Annotated in this window: 22 protein-coding genes and 1 pseudogene; 7 read left to right on the top strand and 16 right to left on the bottom strand. The window is 72.3% G+C overall.

Translation table 11 applies throughout. The features are described 5' to 3' along the window. Positions 1–98: 98 nt before the first annotated feature. From ACFHWE_RS08420 to pyrR, 7 genes are all read right to left on the bottom strand, one after another. The gene (locus ACFHWE_RS08420) at positions 99–1,040 is read right to left on the bottom strand and encodes a dihydroorotate dehydrogenase (RefSeq protein WP_416600047.1); all 942 of its coding nucleotides are present in this window, start codon (positions 1,038–1,040) and stop codon (positions 99–101) included. A gap of 36 nt (positions 1,041–1,076) precedes the next feature. Continuing rightward, positions 1,077–1,976 (bottom strand): dihydroorotate dehydrogenase electron transfer subunit, encoded by a 900-nt coding sequence (locus ACFHWE_RS08415; protein ID WP_416600046.1) that lies wholly within the window; start codon positions 1,974–1,976, stop codon positions 1,077–1,079. 153 nt (positions 1,977–2,129) lie between these two features. Continuing rightward, the gene (gene carB, locus ACFHWE_RS08410) at positions 2,130–5,432 is read right to left on the bottom strand and encodes a carbamoyl-phosphate synthase large subunit (RefSeq protein ID WP_416600045.1); all 3,303 of its coding nucleotides are present in this window, start codon (positions 5,430–5,432) and stop codon (positions 2,130–2,132) included. A gap of 9 nt (positions 5,433–5,441) precedes the next feature. Beyond that, on the bottom strand, positions 5,442–6,590 hold the full coding sequence (carA, locus tag ACFHWE_RS08405) for a glutamine-hydrolyzing carbamoyl-phosphate synthase small subunit (RefSeq protein ID WP_416600078.1): 1,149 nt from the start codon (positions 6,588–6,590) through the stop codon (positions 5,442–5,444). A 50-nt stretch (positions 6,591–6,640) separates the two neighbouring features. After that, on the bottom strand, positions 6,641–7,942 hold the full coding sequence (locus ACFHWE_RS08400) for a dihydroorotase (protein ID WP_416600044.1): 1,302 nt from the start codon (positions 7,940–7,942) through the stop codon (positions 6,641–6,643). 56 nt (positions 7,943–7,998) lie between these two features. Continuing rightward, on the bottom strand, positions 7,999–8,907 hold the full coding sequence (locus ACFHWE_RS08395; protein WP_416600043.1) for an aspartate carbamoyltransferase catalytic subunit: 909 nt from the start codon (positions 8,905–8,907) through the stop codon (positions 7,999–8,001). Further along, positions 8,907–9,554 carry a bifunctional pyr operon transcriptional regulator/uracil phosphoribosyltransferase PyrR gene (gene pyrR, locus ACFHWE_RS08390; RefSeq protein WP_416600042.1) on the bottom strand — a complete coding sequence of 216 codons (648 nt, stop codon included), beginning with the start codon at positions 9,552–9,554 and terminating at the stop codon, positions 8,907–8,909. Before pyrR ends, ACFHWE_RS08395 begins: the two co-directional genes overlap by 1 nt. Positions 9,555–10,051: 497 nt before the next feature. Here pyrR and ACFHWE_RS08385 point away from each other — a divergent pair, with 497 nt between their 5' ends. Beyond that, positions 10,052–10,546: a transcriptional regulator gene (locus ACFHWE_RS08385; RefSeq protein WP_416600041.1), complete on the top strand. Its 495-nt coding sequence runs from the start codon at positions 10,052–10,054 to the stop codon at positions 10,544–10,546. Positions 10,547–10,780: 234 nt separating this feature from the next. Next, the gene (locus ACFHWE_RS08380; RefSeq protein ID WP_416600040.1) at positions 10,781–11,389 is read left to right on the top strand and encodes a GNAT family N-acetyltransferase; all 609 of its coding nucleotides are present in this window, start codon (positions 10,781–10,783) and stop codon (positions 11,387–11,389) included. Here the strand turns inward: ACFHWE_RS08380 and metF are convergent. After that, positions 11,307–12,170 carry a methylenetetrahydrofolate reductase [NAD(P)H] gene (gene metF / locus ACFHWE_RS08375; protein WP_416600076.1) on the bottom strand — a complete coding sequence of 288 codons (864 nt, stop codon included), beginning with the start codon at positions 12,168–12,170 and terminating at the stop codon, positions 11,307–11,309. The genes ACFHWE_RS08380 and metF overlap by 83 nt on opposite strands. A gap of 247 nt (positions 12,171–12,417) precedes the next feature. Between metF and ACFHWE_RS08370 the strand changes: the two genes are divergently transcribed. From ACFHWE_RS08370 to ACFHWE_RS08360, 3 genes are all read left to right on the top strand, one after another. Further along, positions 12,418–13,494: a polyprenyl synthetase family protein gene (locus tag ACFHWE_RS08370; protein WP_416600039.1), complete on the top strand. Its 1,077-nt coding sequence runs from the start codon at positions 12,418–12,420 to the stop codon at positions 13,492–13,494. A gap of 118 nt (positions 13,495–13,612) precedes the next feature. After that, entirely contained in the window at positions 13,613–14,869 is a 1,257-nt protein-coding gene (locus tag ACFHWE_RS08365) for a DUF418 domain-containing protein (protein ID WP_416600038.1), read from the top strand. Positions 14,870–14,924: 55 nt separating this feature from the next. After that, a complete protein-coding gene (locus tag ACFHWE_RS08360; RefSeq protein WP_416600037.1) occupies positions 14,925–15,818 on the top strand; it encodes an SDR family oxidoreductase in 894 nt (297 codons plus the stop codon). A 6-nt stretch (positions 15,819–15,824) separates the two neighbouring features. On the opposite strand, the gene thiE is transcribed toward ACFHWE_RS08360, so the two are convergent. The 3 genes from thiE to ACFHWE_RS08345 all read right to left on the bottom strand — a co-directional run bounded on the left by thiE (position 15,825) and on the right by ACFHWE_RS08345 (position 17,804). Continuing rightward, on the bottom strand, positions 15,825–16,487 hold the full coding sequence (thiE, locus tag ACFHWE_RS08355) for a thiamine phosphate synthase (protein WP_416600036.1): 663 nt from the start codon (positions 16,485–16,487) through the stop codon (positions 15,825–15,827). 114 nt (positions 16,488–16,601) lie between these two features. Beyond that, positions 16,602–17,225, bottom strand: coding sequence for a helix-turn-helix domain-containing protein (locus ACFHWE_RS08350; RefSeq protein WP_416600035.1), 624 nt, complete (start codon positions 17,223–17,225; stop codon positions 16,602–16,604). 129 nt (positions 17,226–17,354) lie between these two features. Further along, positions 17,355–17,804: an ATP-binding protein gene (locus ACFHWE_RS08345; RefSeq protein WP_416600034.1), complete on the bottom strand. Its 450-nt coding sequence runs from the start codon at positions 17,802–17,804 to the stop codon at positions 17,355–17,357. A gap of 229 nt (positions 17,805–18,033) precedes the next feature. Here ACFHWE_RS08345 and ACFHWE_RS08340 point away from each other — a divergent pair, with 229 nt between their 5' ends. Together ACFHWE_RS08340 and ACFHWE_RS08335 are read left to right on the top strand one after the other, a co-directional pair. Next, positions 18,034–18,846, top strand: a complete 813-nt coding sequence (locus ACFHWE_RS08340; protein ID WP_416600033.1) for a helix-turn-helix domain-containing protein — start codon at positions 18,034–18,036, stop codon at positions 18,844–18,846. Continuing rightward, positions 18,843–19,022 (top strand): DUF397 domain-containing protein, encoded by a 180-nt coding sequence (locus tag ACFHWE_RS08335; protein WP_416600032.1) that lies wholly within the window; start codon positions 18,843–18,845, stop codon positions 19,020–19,022. The genes ACFHWE_RS08340 and ACFHWE_RS08335 overlap by 4 nt, the downstream gene beginning before the upstream one ends. A gap of 140 nt (positions 19,023–19,162) precedes the next feature. On the opposite strand, the gene ACFHWE_RS08330 is transcribed toward ACFHWE_RS08335, so the two are convergent. The 5 genes and pseudogenes from ACFHWE_RS08330 to ACFHWE_RS08310 form a co-directional block, all read right to left on the bottom strand. Beyond that, entirely contained in the window at positions 19,163–20,263 is a 1,101-nt protein-coding gene (locus ACFHWE_RS08330) for a hypothetical protein (protein WP_416600031.1), read from the bottom strand. A 6-nt stretch (positions 20,264–20,269) separates the two neighbouring features. After that, positions 20,270–21,412: a methyltransferase, FxLD system gene (fxlM, locus tag ACFHWE_RS08325; protein ID WP_416600074.1), complete on the bottom strand. Its 1,143-nt coding sequence runs from the start codon at positions 21,410–21,412 to the stop codon at positions 20,270–20,272. Between the two features lie 221 nt (positions 21,413–21,633). Beyond that, positions 21,634–22,314: pseudogene (locus ACFHWE_RS08320) on the bottom strand (thiopeptide-type bacteriocin biosynthesis protein); the annotation flags it as partial. Positions 22,315–22,353: 39 nt separating this feature from the next. Next, a complete protein-coding gene (locus tag ACFHWE_RS08315; RefSeq protein WP_416600030.1) occupies positions 22,354–23,424 on the bottom strand; it encodes a lanthionine synthetase C family protein in 1,071 nt (356 codons plus the stop codon). After that, positions 23,421–25,457 (bottom strand): lantibiotic dehydratase family protein, encoded by a 2,037-nt coding sequence (locus tag ACFHWE_RS08310; RefSeq protein ID WP_416600029.1) that lies wholly within the window; start codon positions 25,455–25,457, stop codon positions 23,421–23,423. Before ACFHWE_RS08310 ends, ACFHWE_RS08315 begins: the two co-directional genes overlap by 4 nt.

Genomic DNA, 25,457 nt, shown 5'->3' with positions numbered 1-25,457 from the left:
CCGCCACACGAGGGAGGCCCTAGCCGACCCCCCGCCATCCAGAGGCCCCCTGAAGGCCGTTCAGGCCGGTCGGAGCCCCCCGGCACCCTGTTCCCCGCTCACACCCAGGCCCCGGAGCCGTGTGCCGCCCCCACCAGGTCGGCGGCGCGGCCGACACCGCGCGCCTCCAGGGCCTCGGTGAACTGCCTGAGCACGCGCGCGCAGGCGGAGGGGTCGGAGAAGCTGGTCGTGCCGACCGCGACGGCGGTGGCCCCCGCGGCCATGAACTCCATCACGTCCTCTCCCGTACGCACCCCGCCCATGCCGATGATCGGGACCTCGGGCACGGCCTCGTGCACGCGGTAGACGCAGCCCACCGCGAGCGGGCGGATCGCCGGACCGGACAGTCCGCCCAGGCCCCCGGCCACCGCGGGCCGCATCGACCGCGTGTCGATGGCCATGCCGCGCACGGTGTTGATCATCGACAGCCCGTCCGCCCCCGCCTCGACACAGGACCGCGCCAGCGCGACCAGGTCGGGGACGTCGGCCGCCAGCTTGGCCAGCACCGGCAGGCCCGACCGCGCGTGGGAGCGGACCGTGCGCACCACGGCGGCCGCACGCTCGGAGTCGTCGGCGAAGTGGCGTCCGGCCGGGGCTCCCGGGTCGGGGCAGGAGAGGTTGACCTCCACGGCGCTGACGCCCTCCGCGTCCGAGACGCGCCGCGCCAGTTCCCCGAACTCGCCCACGCCGGTGCCGGCCACGGACACGATGGCCCGCCCCCCTCGGGAGAGCAGCCACGGCAGGTCGCGCTGGAGGAAGACGTCGACGCCGGGGCCCTGCATCCCGGTGGTGCTGAGCATCCCGCTGGGAGTCTCGGCCATGCGCGGCGCGGGCCGGCCGGCGTTGGGCTCCAGCATCATCGACTTGGTCGTGACGGCGCCGATGGAGGCGATGTCGAAGAACCGGTCGAGCTCGCGCCCGGCCCCCGCGCACCCGGCGGCGGTCACCACCGGGTTGGGCAGCTCGACACCGCCCAGGCGGATCCTCAGGTCAGGGCCCACTCTTCCCACCGTCCTCATGCTCGCCGTGCCCACCGCTCAGGCGATGTCGCGCGCGGACTCGGCCGCGCGGGCGGCGCTGGAGCCCTTCCACCCGGGGGCGCCCAGGGCGTCGAAGGGGATCGTGCCGACGTCGTCGAAGCGCACCTGCTCGCCCCGGAACACCGGGCCGTCCACACAAGCGCGGGCCATCCGGGTGATGCCGTCGCCGCCCACGACCGGGACCACGCAGGTCATGCAGATCCCCGTACCGCAGGCCATGGTCTCCTCCACCGCCACCTGTACGGGGACGCCGCGGGCGCCCGCCACGGCGGTGACCGCGCGCAGCATCGCCATGGGTCCGCAGGCGTAGACCGCGTCCGAGCGCGCCTCCTCGATGACCCGCCCGAGCACGTCGGTCACCCGGCCGCGCGTGCCGAACGAGCCGTCGTCGGTGGTGAAGGCGGCGGTCTCGGCGATGCGGCGGGCGGACAGGGCGCTGAACACGCGGTCGGCGGAGGCGCCGCCCAGGACGAAGTCCACCCGGCATCCGCGTCTGCGCAGGGACTGGGCGAGCGGGAACAGCGGCGCGCCGCCCGACCCGCCGCCCACGAGGACGCAGTTGACCGGGTCGCGCGGCAGCGGGAAGGGGCGGCCCAGCGGGCCCACCACGTCCAGCAGGTCGCGCGAGCGGCGCTCGGACAGCCACGCGGTGCCGGTGCCGCGCACGGAGAAGAGGAACTCGACGGTGCCGCCGTAGTCGGGCTTGACGTCGTGGACGGCGAAGGGGCGCCGCAGCAGGGTGCTGGAGTGGTCCCCGCCCACGCCCACGGTGACGAACTGCCCGGAGCGGAAGCGCTCGGCGATGCCCGGAGCGACCACGGTGATGGCGTAGTAGGCATCCACCCTGCGCACATTGAGCACGGGGCACCTGATCTGCACCGGTCCGTTGTCGCTCATCGGCCTTCCGTTCTTCCCCCTCGGCTGCGGTGGTACAAGGTTAGGGCCGTCCCGCGCGCGGCGGTCCCGGTCCGGCACGGGGCGGGGCCCCGCGGCCCCGCCCCGGCGTCGCCGCGGTGCCCCCGGCCGGCGGCACCGCGTTCGGGAGAGTCCCTACTCGCGCCCCTCCTGGAGGGTGCGGGCGTGCTCCTGGAGCGAGCGCACGCCGATGTCGCCGCGTACCCGGGCCTCGATCGCCTGCACCGCGGCGGCGAGCCCCTGGACCGTGGTCACGCTGGGGACGCCGCGCACCACGGCGGCGGTGCGGATCTCGTACCCGTCCAGGCGCGGACCGGCCTGTCCCGCGCTGCCGAAGGGGGTGTTGACGATGAGGTCGACCCCGCCGTCGTGGATGAGCTGCACGACGGTCGGCTCCCCGTTGGGCCCGGCACCCTCGCTGTGCTTGCGCACGACGGTGGCGTGCACGCCGTTGCGGCGCAGGACCAGGGCGGTGCCCTCCGTGGCCAGGATCTCGAACCCCAGGTCGGCCAGGCGCTTGACCGGGAAGATCATCGAGCGCTTGTCGCGGTTGGCCACCGAGACGAACACCCGGCCCTGCGAGGGCAGGCTGCCGGTGACGGCCAACTGCGACTTGGCGTAGGCGGCGCCGAACTGCACGTCCAGGCCCATGACCTCGCCGGTGGAGCGCATCTCCGGGCCGAGGATGGTGTCGACCCCCTCGCCCTCCTTGTCGATGAACCGGTTGAAGGGCAGCACCGCCTCCTTGACCGAGACCGGGGCGTCGGCGGGCAGGTCGCCGCCGTCCCCCCGCTCGGGCAGCATGCCCTCGGCGCGCAGTTGCGCGATGGTGCTCCCGGCCATGACGCGGGCGGCGGCCTTGGCCAGCGGAACCGCGGTGGCCTTGGACACGAAGGGCACGGTGCGGGAGGCACGCGGGTTGGCCTCCAGCACGTACAGGACGCCGGAGGCGAGCGCGTACTGGACGTTGAGCAGCCCCCGCACCCCGGTCCCCCGGGCGATGGCCTCGGTGGAGTAGCGGATGCGCTCGACGTCCTCGCTGCCCAGGGTGATCGAGGGCAGGGTGCACGCCGAGTCGCCGGAGTGGATGCCGGCCTCCTCGATGTGCTCCATGACGCCGCCCAGGTACAGGTCGGTGCCGTCGTAGAGCGCGTCGACGTCGATCTCGATGGCGTCGTCGAGGAAGCGGTCGATGAGCACCGGGTGCTCCGGGCTGACCTGGGCGTTGCGCCGGATGTAGTCGGCGAGCATCTCCTCGCTGTAGACGATCTCCATGCCCCGGCCGCCGAGCACGTAGGACGGGCGGACCATCACCGGGTAGCCGATCTCGTCCGCGGCGGCCTTGGCCTCGGCGAAGGAGTAGGCGGTGCCGTGCTTGGGCGCGGGCAGCCCGGCCTGGGCCAGGACCGCGCCGAACTCGCCGCGGTCCTCGGCCAGGTCGATGGCCTCGGGGCTGGTCCCGATGACGGGGACCCCGGCGTCCTTGAGGCGCTGGGCCAGGCCCAGCGGGGTCTGTCCGCCGAGCTGGACGATGACCCCGGCGACCGGCCCGGCGGCCTGCTCGGCGCGGACGACCTCCAGGACGTCCTCCAGGGTGAGCGGCTCGAAGTAGAGCCGGTCGCTGGTGTCGTAGTCCGTGGAGACCGTCTCGGGGTTGCAGTTGACCATCACGGTCTCGTACCCGGCCTCGGAGAGCGCGAAGGAGGCGTGGACGCAGGAGTAGTCGAACTCGACGCCCTGGCCGATGCGGTTGGGGCCCGAGCCCAGGATGATGATCTTGGGCTTGTCCCCGGTGGGGACCTCGGTCTCCTCGTCGTAGCTGGAGTAGAGGTAGGGCGTCTGCGCGGCGAACTCCGCCGCGCAGGTGTCCACGGTCAGGTAGACGGGATGGACGCCCAGGGCGTGGCGCAGTTCGCGGACGACGGTCTCGCTCTTGCCGGTGATCTCGCCGATCTGGACGTCGGAGAAGCCCAGCCCCTTCGCCTCGCGCAGCAGGGCGGTGTCGAGCTGGGGGGCCTGGGCCAGGGCCCGGGCGGTCTCCTCGACGCGGAGCATCTGGTCGAGGAACCAGGGGTCGATCCGGGTGGCCTCGTACAGCTCCTGGACCGTCGCCCCGGCGCGCAGGGCCTGTTGGACCTGGCGCAGGCGGTGCTCTGTCGGGGTGGCGGCCTGGCGCAGCAGGCCGTCCTTGTCCTCAGGCTCTCCGGCCCAGGTGAACCCGACCCCGGCCTTCTCGACCGAGCGCATGGCCTTCTGGAGGGCCTCGGGGAAGGAGCGGCCGATCGCCATGGCCTCGCCGACCGACTTCATGGTGGTGGTGAGGGTGGGGTCGGCGCCCGGGAACTTCTCGAAGGCGAACCGCGGGACCTTGACGACCACGTAGTCGAGCGCGGGCTCGAAGCTGGCGGGCGTCTCCCGGGTGATGTCGTTGGGGATCTCGTCGAGCGTGTAGCCGACGGCGAGCTTGGCCGCGATCTTGGCGATCGGGAAGCCGGTGGCCTTGGAGGCCAGCGCCGAGGAGCGGGACACGCGCGGGTTCATCTCGATGACGATGACGCGGCCGGTCTCGGGGTGGACGGCGAACTGGATGTTGCAGCCGCCGGTGTCCACGCCGACCTCGCGGATGACCGCGATGCCCAGGTCGCGCAGTTTCTGGTACTCGCGGTCGGTGAGGGTCATGGCGGGCGCGACGGTGATGGAGTCGCCGGTGTGCACGCCCATGGGGTCGAGGTTCTCGATGGAGCAGACGACCACGACGTTGTCGTTGGCGTCGCGCATCAGCTCCAGCTCGTACTCCTTCCAGCCGAGGATGGACTCCTCCAGGAGCACCTCGGTGGTCGGGGAGAGCGCCAGGCCCTGGCCCGCGATGCGGCGCAGTTCGCCGGCGTCGTGGGCGAAGCCCGATCCGGCGCCGCCCATGGTGAAGGAGGGGCGGACCACGACGGGGTAGTCCAGTTCCTCGGCGGCGTCCAGGCACTCCTGGAGGGTGTGGCAGATGCGTGAGCGCGCGGACTCGCCGCCGATGCGCTCCACGATCTGTTTGAAGGACTCGCGGTCCTCGCCGGACTGGATGGCCTCGACGTTGGCGCCGATGAGTTCAACGCCGTACTTGTCGAGGATGCCCGCCTCGTGGAGGGCGATGGCGGCGTTGAGCGCCGTCTGCCCGCCCAGGGTGGGCAGCAGTGCGTCGGGGCGCTCCTTGGCGATGATCTTCTCGATCATCTCGGTGGTGATCGGCTCGACGTAGGTGGCGTCGGCGATCTCCGGGTCGGTCATGATCGTGGCCGGGTTGGAGTTGACCAGGACGACCCGCAGGCCCTCGGCCCGCAGAACCCGGCAGGCCTGGGTGCCCGAGTAGTCGAACTCGGCCGCCTGCCCGATCACGATCGGGCCGGAGCCGATCACGAGGACGGATGAAAGGTCACTACGGCGCGGCATGTTCTTCCTCTACTCCTGCTCGGAGGCCGGTACGGACTGGGCGGTCATCAAGTCGCAGAACTCGTCGAAGAGCCCGGCGGCGTCGTGGGGGCCCGCGGCGGCCTCGGGGTGGAACTGGACGCTGAACGCGGGGCGGTCCAGGAGCCGCAGGCCCTCGACGACCTGGTCGTTGAGGCCGATGTGGCTGACCTCGGCCCGGCCGTAGGGGGTGTCGAAGGGACCGTCGAGCGGGGCGTCGACGGCGAACCCGTGGTTCTGGCTGGTGACGGCGACCCTGCTGGTGCGGGTGTCGCGTACGGGCTGGTTGATCCCGCGGTGCCCGAAGGTGAGCTTGTAGGTGCCCAGCTCCAGGGCGCGGCCCAGGATCTGGTTGCCGAAGCAGATGCCGAAGAGCGGTGTGCCCGCGTCCAGGACGCCGCGCATGGCGGCGACGGGGCCGTCCGCGGTGGCGGGGTCGCCGGGGCCGTTGCTGAAGAACACGCCGTCGGGGGCCAGCGCGAGGATCTCCTCTGCGGTGGCGGAGGCGGGCAGCACGGTGACCTTGCAGCCGCGCTCGGCCAGGCGCTGGGGCGTCATGGCCTTGATGCCCAGGTCGACGGCGGCGACGTGGAAGCGGGTCTCGGTGCCCTCGGGCGGCAGGACCTCGTAGGGGGTGTCGGTGCTGACCTCGTCGGCCAGGGCGGACCCGGCCATGGGCGGCTGCTCCAGGATGCGGGCGAGCAGCGCCTTCGGGTCGGTCTCGGTGGTGCTGACGGCCGCGCGCATGGCACCGCGGTCGCGCAGGTGGCGGGTGAGGGCACGGGTACCGGTGAGGGCGATGCCGACCACGCCCTGGCGGCGCAGCTCCTCGTCGAGGGTGCGCTGGGCGCGCCAGTTGGACGGGATGCGGGCGGGCTCGCGGACGACGTACCCGGCGACCCAGATCCTGCCGGACTCGGGGTCGTCGTCGTTGACGCCGGTGTTGCCGATGTGCGGGGCGGTCATCGCCACGATCTGGCGGTGGTAGGAGGGATCGGTGAGGGTCTCCTGGTAGCCGGTCATGCCGGTGCTGAAGACGGCCTCGCCGAAGGTCTCCCCGGTGGCGCCGAAGGAGCGGCCGTGGAACACGCGGCCGTCCTCAAGTACCAGAATCGCCGGTCCGCCGGTCTCCTCGGCCACGTTCTCCCCCTTCACGGTGCCGACTCCGGGCCGGCTGTGTGCTGCTGTGTTCAACTGATCTTCCCCTCCAGGACGGTCGGGACCCCCCGCAGGAAGGTCGCACGGACGCGGCCGGGCAGGGTCATCCCCCGGAAGGGGGTGTTGCTGCTCTTGGTGGCCATGGCCGCGCCGTCGGCCTCGACGGGGGCCGCGGGGTCGTACAGGACGACGTTCGCGGGCTCCCCGGGGGCCAGGGCGCGCCCGTGGCCGGTGACCCGTCCGATGCGCGCCGGGGCGGCCGACATCCGGTCGGCGACCTGTGCCCAGGTGAGCAGACCGGTGTCGACCATGGTCTCCTGGACGACCGCCAGCGCGGTCTCCAGCCCCACCATGCCCATGGCGGCGGTGGACCACTCGGTCTCCTTGGCCTCCACCGGGTGGGGTGCGTGGTCGGTGGCCACGACGTCGATCGTTCCGTCCGCCAGGCCCTGGCGCAGCGCGCGGACGTCGTCGGCGGTGCGCAGCGGCGGGTTGACCTTGTAGATCGGGTCGTAGCCCTCCACCAGCTCGTCGGTGAGCAGCAGGTGGTGGGGGGCGACCTCGGCGGTGACGTCGCATCCGCGGGCCTTGGCCCAGCGGATGATGTCGACCGAGCCCCGGGTGGAGACGTGGCACACGTGCAGGCGCGAGCCCACGTGCTGGGCGAGCAGGCAGTCGCGGGCGATGATCGCCTCCTCGGCGACCGCGGGCCAGCCTGGCAGGCCCAGGCGGTCGGAGACGCAGCCCTCGTTCATCTGGGCGCCCTCGGTGAGGCGGGGCTCCTGCGCGTGCTGGGCGATCACGCCGTCGAAGGCCCGGACGTACTCCAGGGCGCGGCGCATGAGCAGGGCGTCGGAGACGCACTTGCCGTCGTCGGAGAAGACGCGGACCCCGGCGGCGGAGTCGGCCATGGCGCCGATCTCGGCGAGGTTGGCGCCGGCCAGTCCGGTGGTGACGGCGCCGACGGGATACACGTCGCAGTAGCCGGCCTCGCGGCCCAGGCGCCAGACCTGTTCGACGACCCCGGCGGTGTCGGCGACCGGGTCGGTGTTGGCCATGGCGTGGACGGCGGTGTAGCCGCCCATCGCGGCGGCTCGGGAGCCGGTGGCGACGGTCTCGGCGTCCTCGCGGCCGGGCTCGCGCAGGTGGGTGTGCAGGTCCACCAGGCCGGGCAGGGCGATCAGCCCGTCGGCGTCGACGGTCTCGGCGCCCTCGGGGGCGGCCAGGCCGGTTCCGGTGTCGGCGATCCGTCCGTCGGCGACGAGCAGGTCGACGGGGTCGCCGCCGAGCGGTCGGGCACCGCGGATCAGGTAGGCGCGGTCGGTGTCGGGCATGACGGTGTGGAGTCCTCGTGTTCGTGGATGCGGGAAGTCGAAGGGGGCGGGTCCGGTCAGGAGCCGCCGAGCAGCAGGTAGAGCACGGCCATGCGCACGCTCACGCCGTTGGCGACCTGCTCGGTGACGGTGCAGCGCGGGGAGTCGGCGACCTCGGCGGAGACCTCGACGCCGCGGACCATCGGGCCCGGGTGCATGACGACGGCGTCCGAGGGCATGCGCGCGAGGCGTTCGGCGTCCAGTCCGTAGTTGCGGCTGTACTCGCGCACGGACGGGAAGTAGGACTCGTGCATGCGCTCGTTCTGTACGCGCAGCATCATGGCGACATCGGACTTGGGCAGCACGTCGTCGAGGTCGTAGGAGACCTCGCAGGGCCAGGTGTGCACAGAGACCGGCAGCAGGGTGGGCGGCGCGACCAGGGTGACGTGCGCTCCGAGCGTGGTCAGCAGGAGCACGTTGGAGCGGGCCACGCGGCTGTGCGTGATGTCGCCGACGATCGCCACGCGCAGGCCCTCCAGCCGCCCCATGCGGGAGCGCATGGTGAAGGCGTCCAGGAGGGCCTGGGTGGGGTGCTCGTGGGTGCCGTCCCCGGCGTTGAGCACCGACCCGTCGACCCAGTGGGAGAGCCGGTGTGGCGCCCCGGAGGCGCTGTGGCGGATGACGACGCCGTCGGCGCCCATCGCCTGGAGGGTGAGGGCGGTGTCCTTGAGGCTTTCGCCCTTGGAGACGCTCGACCCCTTGGCGGAGAAGTTGATGACGTCGGCGGACAGGCGCTTGGCCGCCAGTTCGAAGGAGGTGCGCGTGCGAGTGGAGTCCTCGTAGAAGAGGTTGACGACGGTCCGGCCGCGCAGGGTCGGCAGCTTCTTGACGGAGCGGTCGCTGACCCTGGCGAGTTCGGCGGCGGTGTCCAGGATGAGGGTGGCCTCGTCGCGGGTGAGGTCACCGCTGGAGAGCAGGTGGCGCATCAGGAGCCCGCCCCCTCGGTCTCGGGTCGCCACTCGGCGCCGGGTCTGGCCCGATCGCGGGCGGGGCCGAGCAGGACCGCGTCGCGGCCGTCGCTCTCGGCCAGGCACACGGTGACGCCCTCGCGCAGGGAGGTGGGCAGGTTCTTGCCCACGTAGTCGGCGCGGATGGGCAGTTCGCGGTGGCCGCGGTCGACGAGGACGGCGAGCTGGACGGCGCGGGGGCGGCCGAGGTCGCCGAGCGCGTCCAGGGCGGCGCGGACGGTGCGGCCGGAGAAGAGCACGTCGTCGACGAGGACGACGACGTGGTCGTCGAGGCCCCCGTCGGGGATTTCGGTGCGGCCCAGGGCCCGGGCGGGCGCGAGCCTGAGGTCGTCGCGGTACATGGTGATGTCGAGGGAGCCGACGGGGACGCGCAGGTCCTCGACGCGTTCGATCCGCTCGGCCAGCCTCCGGGCGAGGGGGACCCCGCGGGAGGGGATGCCCAGAAGGGCGACGTCCCGCCCGCCCTTGGTGCGTTCGAGCACCTCGTGGGCGATGCGGGTGAGGGCCCGGTCGATCTCCGGACCATCGAGGACGGTTCTGTATCCCTCGGGCGCCGGGGGCGGCGGAGCACCCCCGCCACCTTTCGCGTTGTCGTGCGCACGCAAAGTAGTGACCCCTTCCCTGCCTCACTGAACAGGTCGTTAAAGGATGTCGATCGGCCCAACGCTACCAGCGGCCCCCTGAGTCCCTCGACCGGCGGCCCCGGGACCGAGCACGGGCCGCGTGAGGCCCGACACGCGGGAAACGCGCGGCGGAACGCCGGGGCCGTGCCCGCGGAACCGGGGACACCGCCCCGGCGCCCACCGTGTGCCAGGGAATCCCTGCGGTGGCGAGGCTCTGCGTGACCGGTACACACCACTAATCCGGTTCGGTCCGCACATGAGAGGAGTCTCACTTACGCACGGTTTGGATACTGATTAGTCGCGTTTCACCCCAACGGCTTGACCTGGAGGCCGGACCGCCCTAGCGTCACTGTCTGTAACCACTGCTGAGTGGGGTTGCATCCCGCGACCCTCCGAACGACCGCCTCGGCGGCCGCCGAGGAAGGCCGGACGCCTCCCCCACCACACCAGCCACCGTCACGGCCGGGAGCGACAAGAAGATGCCATCCGAATACGCGAAGTCCCTCGGCGCGCGGCTGCGTGCCATCCGCACCCAGCAGGGCCTCTCCCTGCACGGCGTGGAGGAGAAGTCCCACGGGCGATGGAAGGCCGTCGTGGTCGGCTCCTATGAGCGCGGCGACCGTGCCGTCACCGTCCAGAAGCTCGCCGAACTGGCCGACTTCTACGGCGTTCCCATGTCGGAACTGCTGCCCGGCGGCGCCGCACCCACACCCTTGGCTCCGACGCCCAAGCTGGTCATCGACCTGGAGCGCATGCAGCAGGTGCCCCAGGAGAAGGCCGGACCGCTGTCCCGCTACGTCGCCACGATCCAGAGCCAGCGCGGCGACTACAACGGGCGTGTGCTGTCCATCCGCCAGGAGGACCTGCGCTCACTGGCGGTCATCTACGACAAGTCGCCGTCAGACCTCACCGAGGAGCTCATCAACTGGGGCGTCCTCGACCCCGAGGCGCGCCGCGCGGTCGACGCCTTCTGACACCCGGCCCCGGTTCGGGGCCTCCCCCGCACACGGGAGCCGGCGCCCTGAGGGTGCCGGCTCCCGTGTGCGCGCGGGCACGGTGCGGCCGGGCACGGGGCTTCCCCTCCCCGTCCCGGCCACACCGGCACTTTGATCGAACTCACGTTCGATCAAGGCCAGTTAACCCCAGCCCCGACGGACACGTCAACCCGTGCTCGCGGAGCCGAAGGGCCCAAGCTCTAGAGTGGGACGGTGGCAGCCGACACCGAACTGCGCGAACTGGCCCCTCCTGCGTTCGCCCACGCCGTCCCCTCCCTGCTGGGCGTCTACGACCGTGCGATGCGCCCCCCGGAGGACCAACTGCCCGGCCGGGCCGCCGTGATGAGCGGCCACGCGGGCTATCCGGGCTTCCGCTCGGTGGTGGCCGTGCGCGGCGAGCGGCCGGTCGGCTTCGCCTACGGCTTCCACGGCGGGCGGGGCCAGTGGTGGCACGACGTCGTCACCGAGGCATTGCGCGCCCGGGGCAGGGCGCGCCTGGCGCACCGCTACCTGTCGGACACGCTGGAGATCGCCGAGGTGCACGTGGACCCCGACGAGCAGAACCGGGGCGTGGGCAGGTCCCTGCTCCACGCCCTGTGCGTGGGCCGGCCCGAGCGCACCGCGGTGCTGTCCACCCGCACCGGCCCCACCGCGGCGCGCCACCTGTACGGTTCCTGCGGGTTCACGGAGATCCTGGAGGACTTCTCCTTCCCCGGGAGCCCGGCCCAGTCCTTCTCCGTCATGGCCGCGCGGCTTCCGCTGGGCGCGCCCGGTGACCGGCGACCTCGCGGTAGATCTCCCTGGTGGCGGTGGACTGGTTGAAGGTGATGAAGTGGATGCCCGGCGCCCCCTCGGCCAGCAGCCGCTCACACATGCGCTGGGCGTGCTCGATGCCGAAGGCGCGGACGGCCTCGGCGTCGTCGCCGAAGCGCTCGAACCGCTCGGCCAGATCCCGCGGGAAGGGCGCGCCCGAGAGCTGCTCGGACCGCTCGATCGTGGCCGTCCTGACCACCGGGAACACCTCGGGGATGATCGGCACCCCGCATCCCCGGGCGGCCACCCTGTCGCGCAGCCGCAGGTACTCCTCCGGATCGAAGAACATCTGCGTGATGGCGTAGTCCGCCCCGGCCTCGCACTTGCGCACGAAGTGGTCGGTGTCGGTCTCGACGTCGTCGGAGCGGGGGTGCTTGTGCGGGAAGGCCGCCACGCCCACGCTGAAGTCGCCGCTGTCCTTGAGCAGGCGGACCAGCTCCTCGGCGTAGGTCAGGCCCTGCGGGTGGCGGACCCACGGACCGCCGGGGTCGCCGGGAGGGTCGCCGCGCACGGCCAGCATGTTCGACACGCCCGCGTCGGAGAAGCGGCCGATGAGGTGGCGCAGCTCGGCCACCGAGTGGTCCACCAGCGTCATGTGCGCGACGGGCAGCAGCGTGGTGTCGGCCGCGATGCGCTCGGTGGTCTCCACCGTGAGGTCGCGCGTGCCGCCGCCCGCGCCGTAGGTGACCGAGACGAAGGAGGGGCCGAGCGCCTCGATCTCGCGGATCGCCCGCCACAGCCGGGCCTGGGACTTCGGACCGCGGGGCGGGAAGAACTCGAAGGAGAACAGGGGCTCGCCCGTGTCGAGGAGTTCACGGATCTGGCGCGGGCGCGCGGCGGGCGGGTGCGGCCCTGCGGGCTGGGTCGGTGCAGCGAGCATGGACACCACCTTAGGCGAGCCCGGGCAGCGCGGCGGGGGAAGCGTCCCGCTCCGTGAGACGCGGTGACGCACACCGCACGGACCGGCAGGCGAACGGGGCGGCCGGGTTGCGCCGAACACGGCGTCCGGTGGCCCGGAAGCCGCTAGTGTGCTGGTTATGGCCCCTTTCGCTTCCTCCTCGCCCGTCTCCGTGGTCCGCTCGGCGGTGGACGGAGAACTCGCCTCGTTCTGCGCCTCGCACCGGACCCGCCTGCTGGAGATCGGGGAGGAGCTGGCCCCGGCCATGGACGCCCTGGAGGCGATGCTCTCGGGCGGAAAGCGACTGCGCCCCACGTTCTGCTACTGGGGGTGGCGCGGGGCGGGCGGCGCCGACGGCGACGCGCGTATGGTCCGGGCGGCGGCCTCCCTGGAGTTCCTCCAGGCGTGCGCGCTGATGCACGACGACGTGATCGACCGCAGCGACACCCGGCGCGGCCTGCCCGCCACGCACCGGAGGCTGGCCGCGCTCCACACCGGGCACGGCTGGAGCGGCGACGCCGACTCCTTCGGGGAGGGCGCGGCGATCCTCATCGGCGACCTCTGCCTGGCCTGGTCCGACGAGATGTACCAGGCCAGCGGGTTCGCGCCGGAGGTGCTCCAGGGCGGGCGGGCGCCCTTCGACGCCATGCGCACCGAGGTGATGGCAGGGCAGTACCTGGACACGCTCGAACAGGTGCGGGGGACGGAGAGCCGCGAGGCGGCGCTGCGGGTGATGCGCTACAAGGCGGCCAAGTACACGATCGAGCGGCCGCTGCACCTGGGCGCGGCCCTGGCCGGGCGCCTGGACGCCCTGGGCGGTGTCTACACCGGCTACGGGATGCCGCTGGGCGTGGCCTTCCAACTGCGCGACGACGTACTCGGGGTCTTCGGCGACCCCGGCACCACCGGCAAGCCCGCCGGCGACGACCTGCGCGAGGGGAAACGGACCCTGGTCGTGGCCGAGACCCTGGAGCGCGCCGACGCCGGTGCGGCTGACCGGTTCCGCTCCCTGCTGGGCACACCGGACCTGTCGGAGGCCTCGGTGGAGTGGATGTGCGCGCTCATCGAGGACTCGGGGGCGCTCAAGGCGTGCGAGCGGCTCATCGAGGAGTACGCCGAACAGGCGCTGTCGGCCTTGGAGAGTCCCGAGCTGGACGGGTCGGCGCGCGAGCCCCTGCGGTGGCTGGTGGACGCCGCCACCTCGCGCACGCACTGACCCGGGGATCTCCTTAGGGGATCTTCCCGGGTCCCCGACCGCCCCGGGCGCATTGTGCCCGTCCCGACGCTCCGGTTGAATCGCAAACACGACATATCGCGACACCGGAGGGATGCCCATGTCCACGCACACCGCCTCACGCGGCCCGACCGGGGCCGGGGAGCGCTCACTCGCGCCGGACCTGGCACGCGGGTCCATGCTGGCCTTCATCGCGATCGCCAACGCCACCTGGTACCTGTGGGCCCTGCCGATGAGCGGGACGAGCGCGCACCCCGCGCCGGAGGGCCTCGCGGATGGCATCGCGCAGTTCGTCACCACGGCCGCGATCGACATGCGCAGCTATCCGATGTTCGCGTTCCTGTTCGGGTACGGCATGGTGCAACTGACCCGCAGACAGGAGGCCGCGGGGGCCTCGCCCCGCCAAGCGGACGCGGTGCTGCGCCGCCGCAACCTGTGGCTGCTGGTGTTCGGCCTGGTGCACGCCCTGCTGCTGTGGGTGGGCGACATCCTGGGGGCCTACGGCCTGGCCGGGCTGGTGCTGGCCTGGCTGTTCCTGCGGCGCCGGGACACGACCCTGCTGGTGTGGGCCGGCCTCCTCACCGCCCTGATGGCGGCCCTGACCGCGCTGTCGCTGCTGAGCCTGGCCCTCGTGCCCCCGGAGGAGATGGCGGGCCAGTCGCTCGGGCAGGAGGACATGGTGGCCAGCATCGCCGACCCCTCCTACCCGGCCTCGATCGTGGAGCGCCTCACCTACTGGCCCCTCGTCACCGTGGGACAGGGCCTGCTGGGCATGGCCGTGCCCGCCGCGATCCTGCTCGGCCTCTGGGCCGCGCGGCGCCGGGTGCTGGAGGAGCCGGGGCGGAACCTGGGCCTGCTGCGCGCCGTGGCCGTCGGCGGCCTCGCAGCGGGGTGGATCGGCGGCCTGCCCCTCGCCCTGGCCCAGACCGACCTCTGGGACCTGTCGGAGGGCCAGGGGCTGCTCCTGTCCCTGCCGCACATGCTCACCGGCCTGGCCGGCGGTCTGGGCTACGTCGCCGCGATCGCCCTGATCGCGCACCGGATCGAGCGCGGACGAGGCGCGGGACCGGTGACGGGCGCCCTGGCGGCGACCGGCAAGCGCTCGATGTCGGCCTACCTGGCGCAGTCGGTACTGTGCGCGCCGGTCCTGGCCGCCTGGGGGCTGGGGCTGGGCGCGCACCTGACCTCGTGGAGCATGCTGCTGTTCGCCGTCGGGGTGTGGCTGGTGACGGTCGCGGCCGCCGCCCTGCTGGAGCGCGCCGGACGGCGCGGCCCGGCGGAGGTCCTGCTGCGGCGCCTGGCCTACCGCGGCGCGGGTGAGGCCAAGAGCGCGCCACCCCTCGACCGGAACCGGTAAAAACACGCGTGCCGCTGGCCGGTCGCCGCGGTCCGATCCCTCAGGATGGGGTGTCATGGGCGACGATCACATGACAAACCACACCATAGGCGTGACCGGAGCGACCGGCGCGGTGGGCGGGCGGGTCGCCGCCCGGATCGCCCGTCTGGGGCTGGCGCAGCGGCTCATCGTCCGCGACATCAACCGGGCCCCCGAGTTCCCCGGCAGCAGCGCGTCGATGGCGGCCTACGAGGACACCCGGAGCTTCGAGCGGGCCTGCCGGGGGGTGGACACGCTGTTCCTGGTGTCGGCCACCGAGTCCGAGAAGCGGATCGAGACACACATGGGCGCGGTGGACGCGGCGGTCGCCGCGGGGGTGTCGCGGATCGTCTACCTGTCCTTCCTGAACGCCGGACCGGCGTCCACCTTCACCTTCGCCCGCACGCACTTCTTCACCGAGGCCCACATCCGGATGAGCGGGGCGGAGTTCACGTTCCTCAGACCCGGCCTGTACCTGGACCTGCTGCCCACGTGGGCGGACGGCCAGGGCGTGGTGCGCGGTCCGGCCGGTGACGGGCGGGTCGCCTGGGTCTCGCGCGACGACGTGGCGGACGTGGCGACCGCGGTGCTCACCGACCCGGCGGTGACGGCGGTGTCCGGAGGCGCCGCCTACGATGTCACCGGGCCGGAGGCGCTGACGCTGGGCGCGACGGTGGACAAGCTGTCCTCGCTCACCGGGCGCACCATCCGCTACGTGCCCGAGACGTGGGAGGAGGCGCTGGCCTCGCGCCGGTGGACCGGAGCGCCCGAGTGGGCGGTCGAGGGCTGGGCGTCGTCGTACGCGGCGATCGCCACCGGGGAGCTGGACGTGGTCGCGCCCACCGTGCCCAAGCTGACCGGCCACCCGGCCCAGTCCATCGAGGGCTTCCTGCGCCGCCACCCGAGCGCGCTCTCCCACGTGGTCGTGTGAGGTGTCCTAGGCTCGGGCGGTCAGGCGTGCGCGCAGCGCGGCCGCGGCCGCCCGCGGGTCCTCCGCCTCGGTGATCGCCCTGACGACCACGACCCTGCGGGCCCCGGCGTCCAGGACACGGTCGATGGTGGACAGGTCGATCCCGCCGATGGCGAACCAGGGCCGGTCGGTGTCCAGGGCGGCGGCCCGCTCCACCAGTTCCAGGCCGGCCGCGGCGCGTCCCGGCTTGGTGGGGGTCGCCCAGACCGGGCCGACGCAGAAGTAGTCGCTGCCGGGTTCGCTCGCCGAGACGGCGGCGGCCTCGATGTCGTTGTTGGAGCGCCCGATGATCGGGTCCGCGCCGACGATGTCGCGGGCCATGGGGACGGGCAGGTCGTGCTGGCCCAGGTGCAGGACGTCGGCGCGCACGGCGCGGGCGATGTCGGCGCGGTCGTTGACCGCGAGCAGGGCGCCGTGCCGCTCGCAGGCGTCCCTGAGCACCTCCAGGGCGGCGATCTCCTCGCGCGCCTCCAGCCCCTTGTCGCGGAGCTGGATGATGTCCACTCCTCCCGCCAGGGCGGCGTCGGCGAACTCGACGAGGTCGCCCTGTTCCCTCCGTGCTCCCGTACACAGGTACAGGAGGGATGCGTCCAGGTGCTTGCGCAGGCTGTCTCCGTGGCTGGTCCTCACCCGGACCACCCTAGGCCCTGTCCCCCAGCCGCCCAAGGACCGCCGCGCCCCGTCGGTCCGGTGCCAGGCGTGGCCGTCCCGTCAGGGACCACCGGGGCATCCCCCTTGGGGGCGTCATCTGGGGGGGTGCGGCGTTTGGGTCCAGTGGGTGGGCAGGGCGAACCAGGCGGTCGCCCCGTTGCCGGTGTTGGTGACGCCCCAGGCGGTGCCGTGGTCGACGACCAGGCAGGGGTCGTCGGGGTTGACGACGAGGACGACGCTGCCGGGCACACCGCCGCCGGGGTCGGGGGTGTCCTGGTCGGGGTCGCGGACGTGGACGCGGATGGGGGCGGGGCTGGTGAGGACCACGCACGGCACACCGTGGTCGTCGCGGGGGCCGGCCGGGGGCGGCGGGTCCTCGTCCAGGTGCGGCTGGTGGATCTCGCCGGGGACGCCGGGTGCTCCGAGTCCGGCCAGGGCGGTGACGGTGTTGTCGATGCGGGTGGCGGTGGCGCCGTTCTCCAGGCGGGAGACCATCGCCTGGGAGATGCCGCACATGTCGGCCAGGGCTGTCTGGGAGTGGTGGCGTGTGGCGGGGTGGCGGCGCAGGTACTGGATGACCTTGGACAGGTCCAGGGCGTGGACGGCGCGGGCAAGGTCGGGGGCCTGCCATACCTGGGCGGGGATGCAGGCGCAGCGGTAGGCGGGGGCTCCGCCGTGGCGGGGGCTGCCGCAGTGTCCGCACAACAGGACCGTCACTTTCGGTGTCCCTTCTCGTTCGGCGGTGTGGTGCCCGATGGTGGGCCGGGGGCGGCGGCGGGGATGTCCGCCGTCCCCGGGGTGGCCGTGCCGCGCCGGGAGTAGGGGCGCGGCACGGGGCTCAAGCGGTCACCGTGGGAAGACGGCGCGGACGGTGGTCCGGCCCTCGGGGTTCGACTCCCAGTCCCAGTGGGCGCACACGGCCTCGACCAGGCGCAGCCCGAGCCCTCCTGGCCGCAGCGGGTCCGGGGCGGGCACGGTCGGGCGTGTGGCGGCCGTGCCGGGGCGGGGGCCGTCGTCGGTGACGCGCAGCTCCAGGTGGCCGGTGCGGTCGATCTCGACGCGGACGGTACCGCCGGGCAGGCCGGAGGCGGTGTGGCGCAGCGCGTTCGTCGCGAGTTCGGAGACGGCCAGGACGAGGGGTTCGGCCATGCCGGGGCGGCTGCGGGTGGCCTGGGCCGCCCAGCGCCGCGCGATAGCGATATGGCCGAGGTCGGGGCCGAGCAGGAGGCCCGACCTGGTCGGGGTTCCGGGCAGTCGGCGGAGCAGTGCGGAGGGTGGAGCGATAGACTGGTGCATGTCTCACCTCGGGTCGTTCGGGGTGGGGCCGTGCCTCGGAGCCGCTGCAACCCGGCTGCCGAGGTACTTCTGTTTCGGGCCAGGCCGTCTCCGCCTCATGGAGTCGAGTGGTAACCCGTGCGCTCATCGTCTAGGCCCAGGGGTGTCAGTCACTACCTCTAGACCGACTCTGTCCGCGATCTGTCGAGACGGGTACCCAAGAAAAGTTCTCACATGTCAAGCTGTACACATGACTGAAAAGGTCAGGACAGAATGGGTTCCGTTCGGCAACGAAGTGCGTCGGGTGCGCGAGCAGGCTGGTCTTACGTTGGATCAGTTGTCCCCCCGGATCGGCTTCGCCGCGTCCACCATCAGTAAAGTGGAGCGTGGGACAAGAGAGCCCAAACGGGAGTTTGTGGACAAAATAGAAGCGGTGTTCGGTACCAACGGCGCTTTGTTGCGTCGTTGGTCGGACACGAAGAAGGCACTCGCCGACCCGGACTGGTTCCAGAAGAGCGTCCGGTCAGAAGAAGAGGCGACCGAGATCCGCATGTGGCATCCCATGCTGATCCCGGGGTTCATGCAGTCTCCGGGGTACGCACGCGTGATCTTCCGCGACGGACGCCCCTTCGACACCCCGGAGCAGGTCGATGAACTCGTCCAACTGCGCACGAGTCGACTGCCTGCCCTACGGCAGGGTAGGAATCCCCGTATCAGCGCCGTTATCGCTGAGAGGGTGGTCCGCGCCAACGTCGGCTCCACAGGGGTGATGCGCGAGCAACTGAAGCACCTGCTGGATCTGGGAGAATCGGGCGCTGTACAGGTGTCTGTACTGCCAGACGACACCCCTTACCACGGCGGTTCCTCCGGGCCGATTAAGGTTCTGACGACCCCGGATCGGGCCACACTCGTGTACGCGGACCATGCGGCAGGCGGCGAGCTGGTCACCCGACCGGATCGCGTGGCCCGACTGGCGGCCCTGTTCGGGGACCTGCAAGCGTGGGCGCTGCCCCCGGCCACCTCACGCGAGCTCATAGCGACAGTTTTAGGAGACCTACAGTGATCGCAGACCAGTCCTGGCACAAGTCCAGCTACAGCGGTGCGGAAAGTGACTGCGTTGAGGTCGCGGAAGGCGCCGTGACGGGCATCCGCGACACCCAGAACCGCACGCACGGTCACCTTGACGTGCCCGCCCGCGAGTGGACCGCGCTCTTGACCTCGGTGCGCACCAGCCGTTGAACGAGCGGACCGGCCCCTGGAGTTCGCCCCGTGGTGGCAGGGGCCGGTTCTACGTCGCAGCGATCAGCGCCGCCTCGTTGTACACCTGCGCCACAGAGGCGACGGCAGCATCCGCACCGTCCAGCTCCTGGTCTACGGAACTACGAAAGAAGGGTGTGAAGTGCGTCCTCGGCCCTGTCCACAGCAGTGGTGAAGGTATGCGTGTAGGCGCGCGGAAGCTCCCCTGCTCCGAGCCCGGCCGCGGTGAGAACGGCGTTGAGCTTTCCTCTTCGCTCTCTGGTCAGGCCAGAGCCCGCAGCGGGGTGGTCAAGGACTTCACGGACCGCGTAGGCGTCCAGAGCGGCCACTTCGGCGATGGCGTCCTGGAGAGAGACGATACGCGGGCCAGGCCGGTTGTGGGCCAGGTCAAGCGTGGCCAGACCAACGCGGGTCTGGAACACCGCAATCTCAGGTGCGGGGGTGGCGACCACGGTGGTCGCCTCACCCACTACGGCGTCGAGTTCCTGACCGGTGGCCGGTGAGCATTCGGGGCGACAGGCCACACGCAGAAGGGCCGCGACCGCGCTCTCCCAGGGTTCGGTGGGGGCGGTGGCCTCGATCGTCTCGCGCGCCTGTGGGTCGAGGCCTTGTTCCATCAGCGACATGATCAGGATCTGGCGGCCCTCCAGGAGGCGGTTGCCGATGCCCCGGTGCGCGGTCATGGCTTCGGCAGCCTGCCTCCAGCGGCCGATGCGTGCCAGGGCTCTGGCCCCGTCGACCAGGAGCACGCTCCACAGCTCCCGGCCGACCTGCTGGTGGTCGGTGTCCGTGGTCATCCACCGCGCCAGGTCGACGCTGCGGCCCTGGATGTGGGCCGTACCGCGTTGTCGGGCCGCTTGGTAGAGCCGGTTGAGCACGTCGTAGGCGGCTTCGCCGTCGCCTTGGCGGGTCAGCAGCCGGGAGATGTTGACCAGGGGCATGAGCGCCATCACGGCGATGTCGCCCGTGAGGCGGCCGGCGTCGGCGAACACCCGGTGCTGTCTCCAGCACAGGTCGGCGGCCAGGTCGGGTATCCCGAGGTCGGAGACGATCAGGGCGGCGTAGTTGAGGACCCCGCAGGCGCGGGCCACCAGGTCGCGGTGGCTCGCACCCGCGGGCTCGACAGCCAGCCCGGCCAGGTGCGCCATACGTTCGTCCAAGGGCAGTGCGGATGCCTTGGGGCGGCCTACCAGCGGGATACGGTCGGCGATCGGGGGGATCATCGCCTCTCAGCTCCGGCGCGGCCAGTCGATGACCAGGCGGCTGTGGGGCTTGTCGACGACGAATCGCGGTTCGGCGGCCGTGAGCCGGTCGCGGGCCTGGCCGACGGCCATGCGAAACCCCGGCTCGGGGGCGCTGTTGCCCCAACCGCGATCCCACTCACGCACCTCGGCCGTGACCTGCTCGGCGAGTTCGGCGGCGCGCGGGCCGTGGCCGATGACGCCGATCTCCCAGAACCGGCCCTGGTCGTCCTCGCCTTCGCGGATGGTGAAGTAGGCCAGGCTGTCGCCGTCCAGGGCGGTCATGGCGCCCCATCCGAAGTGCGGGGTGAAGCCGGGCCGGGAGCCGGGCATGCGCGACAGCCCGTTGGGCAGCGCACAGGCCAGGTACAGGTACAGCCACTCCCAGTTTCCGTTCCCGCGGAGCTTGACCCCGGTGTAGACCTTCACCTGGTTGCGGTCCAGGGCGGTGCGCAGTGCGTCGCGGTCCACGTCCTGCTCGCTGAAGGTCTCCAGGTGCACGTCCCCCTCCCCTTGCATGGGGACGCGGGTGTAGACGTCGTCGCACACGCCCTTGCGCAGGGGGACGAACGTGGCCATCTCGCATGAGACCGTCTTCCAGGCGTCGCCGTCGCGCTCGAAGGCGAAGCTGCGGGAGATGCTGCCGCGGATGCGCATCGGCACGACCAGACGGCCGCCGGGCGCGAGCTGGTCCAGGATCTTGACCGGGACGTCACCGGTGCCGACGGTGAACTGGATGCGGTCGTAGGGGGCGTGCTCGGCGAGGCCGACCGCGCCGTCGCCCAGCACCACGGTCACGTTCGAGGTCCCGGCCTCGGTGAGGTTGGTGCGCGCGTTGTCCACCAGGTCCTGGTCGACGTCGATCGTCCACACGTGCCCTCGGGGGCCTACGAGACGGCCCAGGATCGCGGCGTTGTACCCGGTGGCGGCCCCGGCCTCCAGGACCTTGTGGCCGGGCTGGGCGCCCAGTTGCTCCAGTTGGGTGGCCACGATCGAGGGCGCGGAGATGCAGGAGACCATCTGGCCGGTGTCGTCGTGCTTGATGGGCACGGCGTCCCCTGCGTAGGCCTTCTGGGCGTCGACGCCAGGCAGGAACCGGTGGCGTTCGACGTGGTGCAAGGCCTTGATGATCTCGGGGGTGCGCAGGCGGCCGTGGTCGGCCAGGCGGGTGACGAGTGCTCGGCGGAGTCGGTGGCGGGGGTCTCGGTGGTCAGGGTGTGCTCCATTCGGGTCACGTCAGGGTTCGGGGACACTGCGTGGTGGGCGGACACGTCGACTTCCTCGGGGAAAGCGATGTGACGGCCCAGCCAGGCCGTCGCAGCCTGCTCGGTGGCGGGCACGGCGGCACGGTTGAAGGCGAAGACGGCGTGGTGTGCCAGGACCGCGCGCAGGCCCCGCGTGAGCCGTCCGTCGTGGGCCAGGGAACTGAGCCGGTGGCCGGCGTCGGTGAACGCGGCGACGCGCTCGGCCCACCCGGGTTCGGGGTGTGGCCGTTGGGCGGCGTCAGCGTTCATCAGGCGTCGCATGGCCGAGGCAGCGCGGTCGCGTTCGGAGCCGGTGGGCGGGGTGGGGGGTGGGCGCAGGGAGCCGAGTCCGGCCCACACATCGCCGACCTCGAACGGGTCCAGACCCGCGGACCGGAACAGGGTGGCCAGCAGCAGGACACAGCGCTCCCTTGCGCCCGGCATACCGGTCTCGATTAGGGCGGAGCGGCTGTCGGCGCAGAACAGGTCGTGGGCGACTGCCATGCCCTCGGGGCCGCCGAAGGCTTCGGTCTCGGGCTCGTAGACGCCGCCCGCCCAGCCGCTGATCAGCCCGTCGGCGACCAAGCGGTTCAGAAGGTCGGCCGCAGACCGTTCGGTGCGCAGCCGCAACCCTCCGTCCTTGCGTAGGAAGTGGAACCGCTGATCGCCCAGTGCGGAGGCCAGCGCCCGAGCAGCCCTGGCTTTGGCCCCGGCGTGGTCCGCGCACGTCACGCTGGCGTGCCACCAGCCTCCCTCACGGGTGAGGGGCAGGTTCTCGACGTCGTCCATGGTCGTGAGGTGCTCCTTGTCGGTGCGGGCGGGGCCGGGTCAGGTGATCAGCAGGGCACGGGTCCATCCGGTGGCATCGGTGCCCGCCAAGGCCAGGTGCGCGCCGGCACGGCCCTCCATGAACCCGGGTTTGGGTAGGTGGTCCACCGTGGCGGCCAGTCGCGCGGTCAAGTCGTCGATCAGGGGTGTGAACCGCTGCGGGGTGGGGCTGTCGGCGGCGACAGCGCGGGTGAGGGCCACCAGTCCGGCCCAGCCGTGGCACAGCGAAGCGTCGGTGATCCGCCCCAGGTCGGTCGGGTCGGTCAGGGTGCGCACGAGAGTGTCCTCGGCCTCCAGGCTGCGGGCGCGATCGCCCAAGGCGAGTCCGGCCAGGTGGTGGGCGCGGGCGATGCCGGGTCGGCCGTAGCACCAGGACGGACGTGCGGGCGCCGGGGCGGGCGGCTGCGGGGCGTCCAGTTGGTCACGGGTGGTCCAGTAGCCGCAGGCGTGGCTGTCCAGCCAGCACGCGAACACCCCGATGGCCTCGTCCTGTCCCGGTACCCGGACGCCGTGCCGGGTGGCCAGGGACAGCAGTGCCAAGGGTCCGGCAATGCCGTGCGCGACGCCGTTGTTACCGTGGCCGCCGCCCTTCTGCTCGCCGTGCGGGCTGAGCGCGGACCACCAGCCCGGTAGCTCCCGGCCGTTGACGCGGACCGGTTGCGCGAGGGACACCAGGTAGGCCAGGACCTCCTTCAGCAGGGGCGAAGTCTCGTCGCGGGCCAGCAGGAGCGCGCCCAGTCCGGTCAGGCCCCCGATGAGGTCGAACTCCGCCAGATACGGCAGCACCCCGTCGGCTCGCCGCCGGTGGGCGGTGGCCAGGCGGGCGGTCACGACGCGGTCGACGGCCTCGCGTACATCGGGGCGGGTGTGCCCGGCGCGGCCGAGTACGAACTCCAGGGCCGGGGTGCCGTGGAAGAGTGAGGCGTTGGCTCCGGTGCTGACGCCGCCCGCGACCGCTCGGGCCAGGCCGGTGTGTGCGGCGTCGGTGTCGCCGCGTTCGATGTGCAGCAGCACCGTCCCGAGTTCACCTTCGGACAGTTGCTGTGATCTGGGCGGGGCCGTGGTCGTCATGGGCGGGCCTCCAGTGGCACGACGATGCTGTGGGCCCGTCCGCCGATCCACCCGTTGGCGTTCGGGGGTGGCGCGTCGTGCAGGAGGGCGACACCGTTGGGGCGGGCGGACAGGTGGGCGCGTACCAGGTCCAGGTGCATCTCCTGGTCCAGGTCCAGGGGGAGCTGTTGGTCGTCCTGGGCTAGGAGCACCCGTTCGGGGACGCCGAAGCGGCTCCGCCAGGCGTGGAACTTCTCGGCCCACTCGTCCAGGGCAGCGGCGCGGCCGGGCAGGTCCCGGGCCTGGACCTTCCAGCGTGCGGGAGCCAGGACCGACCGCCGGTAGCGCAGCGCGGGGGTGAACGGCAGGGTCCAGGCCGCGCCCCACTCGAACCCGGTCACCTGCGGGGTCCGGGCGCGGCTGATCTCGGCCAGGAAGCGGACCAGGGGCGGGGTGTAGTGGTTCCACACGAAGTTGATCGCGGTAGGCGCGAGCAGTTCCAGGCGTTGGCCGGTGGCGGCCTCACACAGGTAGAGGCGGCCCTCGCGGATACCCACGGCCAGGTCGGAGGGGAACAGCACCCCGCTGGCGCGGCGGCGGAACTCACCGACGCTGACCAGGCGGGGCAGGATCTGCGGGGCGCGGGTGAGCGGGTCGGCTGGGGCGCGGGCGGGGTGGAAGGAGAGCTGGGCCGTCTCGACTCCGGGATCGACCGTGGGCAGGCGGGTGTGGGTCTGGGCGGTGTGCGGGAGCAGGTGCCAGAACCGGCCCGTCATCGAGCCGGCCGCGCGGGAGACGGTGGAGATCCGCAGCCAGAAGTTCCCCGTCTCCAGAGCGTGCGCTGAGGTGGCTTGGACCTGGGCGCACACTTCCAGATGGGGCGGGGTGAGCGCGGGTGTGCCGGCGGCGGCCTCCAACCGCTCGATCGTCGCCCCGGACAAGGTCACCGCCCGGCGGCCCTCCACGGCGGCGGTGCCGGCCAGGTCCAGCAGCAACCGGTCCCGCAGGACCATCGGACGCGGGGGGCTCGATGCTTGGGTGAACCCCTCGGGCATTCCCAGCCCCTTCGCGGGGTCCGTGACCTCCGGCAACGGCACTTCGGTTCCCTCGCCGTAGCGGTCGGCGAACCGGTCGGCGTAGTGCTGCCACGCTGCGGTCCCCTGCGGGTAGGGAGTGAGCCGGGTCAGGACCGCAGCGGCGGTTTCCGCTTCCGTCACGACCGTGCGGGGCAGCCGGATCGTCGCGTCCAGCCGTAGATCCGGTGCCGCCGGGCGGGCTTGGGCCTGCTGGCACAGGGCGACGGGGAGGGGGTCGGCGGGGTCGGCGACGGTGGCGGGCGCGCGCAGCGACGAGAGCAGCAGCCGCACGCGCAACAGCCGACTCAGCAGCCCTGCAGGGTGGTGTTCGGCCGTGCCGGGGAACTCAGCGGCGAGCTTGCCCGCCAAGACGGAGAACCGGATGGGGGAGCGTGCTGCGTCCAGCACCAAATCGAGCGCGGGCGTCAGCGCGACCGAGTACTGCGCGTCTCCCTCGGAAGGGACATGGACACGGCCGTCGCGCTGGTACGCGAGGTTGTTGACGCACACCTCGACGTCGGCCATGCGCGTGCCGCCGCTCTCCCAGTCGCTGATCGCCGTGTCCAGTGCCACTGGGTCCGGCCGGGTCACGGCCCGATGGCGGTTCCCGACGCGGATGTGGACCGTGTCGCCGAACTCAAGGGGGGCGACGCCCGCGAACCAGCCGAAGGGGGTGGACCGGCGGGTGTACCGGAGCGCGTAGCGGGCGGTGGCCAGCGCCGCCCGCCGCACTCGGCGCGGCTTCGGCGCGTGCCCCTCCAGGATGGATTCGACCTGACGGGCCAGGTCCGGGCTGGTGGCGGACACCGCCTGCCGGAAGGTGGCGTCAGCCCACACCGTGCCCAGCCACGCACGCCAGTCGTCGATTCGGGCGTCGGGTCCCGGCCACGGGGCCATGTCCGGTCCGGTGAGGTTCGCTGCGGCGCGCAGCATCCCCCCACCCGCGCCTCGGTACAGGCTCGGTCGTGAGCGCGTCAT

The sequence above is a fragment of the Nocardiopsis sp. LOL_012 genome, from assembly GCF_048060475.1.
In the GTDB taxonomy this organism is placed as follows: domain Bacteria; phylum Actinomycetota; class Actinomycetes; order Streptosporangiales; family Streptosporangiaceae; genus Nocardiopsis.
The sequence above is the reverse complement of the archived record's forward strand: the minus strand, read 5'-3'. Positions and strand labels throughout refer to the sequence as shown.

What these genes read in the sequence shown, in the direction of transcription:
- ACFHWE_RS08415 (WP_416600046.1), bottom strand. Translation starts at nt 1,976, where the DNA reads ATGAGCGACAACGGACCGGTGCAGATCAGGTGCCCCGTGCTCAATGTG.
- carB (WP_416600045.1), bottom strand. Translation starts at nt 5,432, where the DNA reads ATGCCGCGCCGTAGTGACCTTTCATCCGTCCTCGTGATCGGCTCCGGC.
- ACFHWE_RS08400 (WP_416600044.1), bottom strand. Translation starts at nt 7,942, where the DNA reads ATGCCCGACACCGACCGCGCCTACCTGATCCGCGGTGCCCGACCGCTC.
- ACFHWE_RS08395 (WP_416600043.1), bottom strand. Translation starts at nt 8,907, where the DNA reads ATGCGCCACCTGCTCTCCAGCGGTGACCTCACCCGCGACGAGGCCACC.
- ACFHWE_RS08385 (WP_416600041.1), top strand. Translation starts at nt 10,052, where the DNA reads ATGCCATCCGAATACGCGAAGTCCCTCGGCGCGCGGCTGCGTGCCATC.
- ACFHWE_RS08370 (WP_416600039.1), top strand. Translation starts at nt 12,418, where the DNA reads ATGGCCCCTTTCGCTTCCTCCTCGCCCGTCTCCGTGGTCCGCTCGGCG.
- ACFHWE_RS08365 (WP_416600038.1), top strand. Translation starts at nt 13,613, where the DNA reads ATGTCCACGCACACCGCCTCACGCGGCCCGACCGGGGCCGGGGAGCGC.
- ACFHWE_RS08360 (WP_416600037.1), top strand. Translation starts at nt 14,925, where the DNA reads ATGGGCGACGATCACATGACAAACCACACCATAGGCGTGACCGGAGCG.
- ACFHWE_RS08345 (WP_416600034.1), bottom strand. Translation starts at nt 17,804, where the DNA reads ATGCACCAGTCTATCGCTCCACCCTCCGCACTGCTCCGCCGACTGCCC.
- ACFHWE_RS08340 (WP_416600033.1), top strand. Translation starts at nt 18,034, where the DNA reads ATGACTGAAAAGGTCAGGACAGAATGGGTTCCGTTCGGCAACGAAGTG.
- ACFHWE_RS08330 (WP_416600031.1), bottom strand. Translation starts at nt 20,263, where the DNA reads ATGATCCCCCCGATCGCCGACCGTATCCCGCTGGTAGGCCGCCCCAAG.
- ACFHWE_RS08315 (WP_416600030.1), bottom strand. Translation starts at nt 23,424, where the DNA reads ATGACGACCACGGCCCCGCCCAGATCACAGCAACTGTCCGAAGGTGAA.
- ACFHWE_RS08310 (WP_416600029.1), bottom strand. Translation starts at nt 25,457, where the DNA reads ATGACGCGCTCACGACCGAGCCTGTACCGAGGCGCGGGTGGGGGGATG.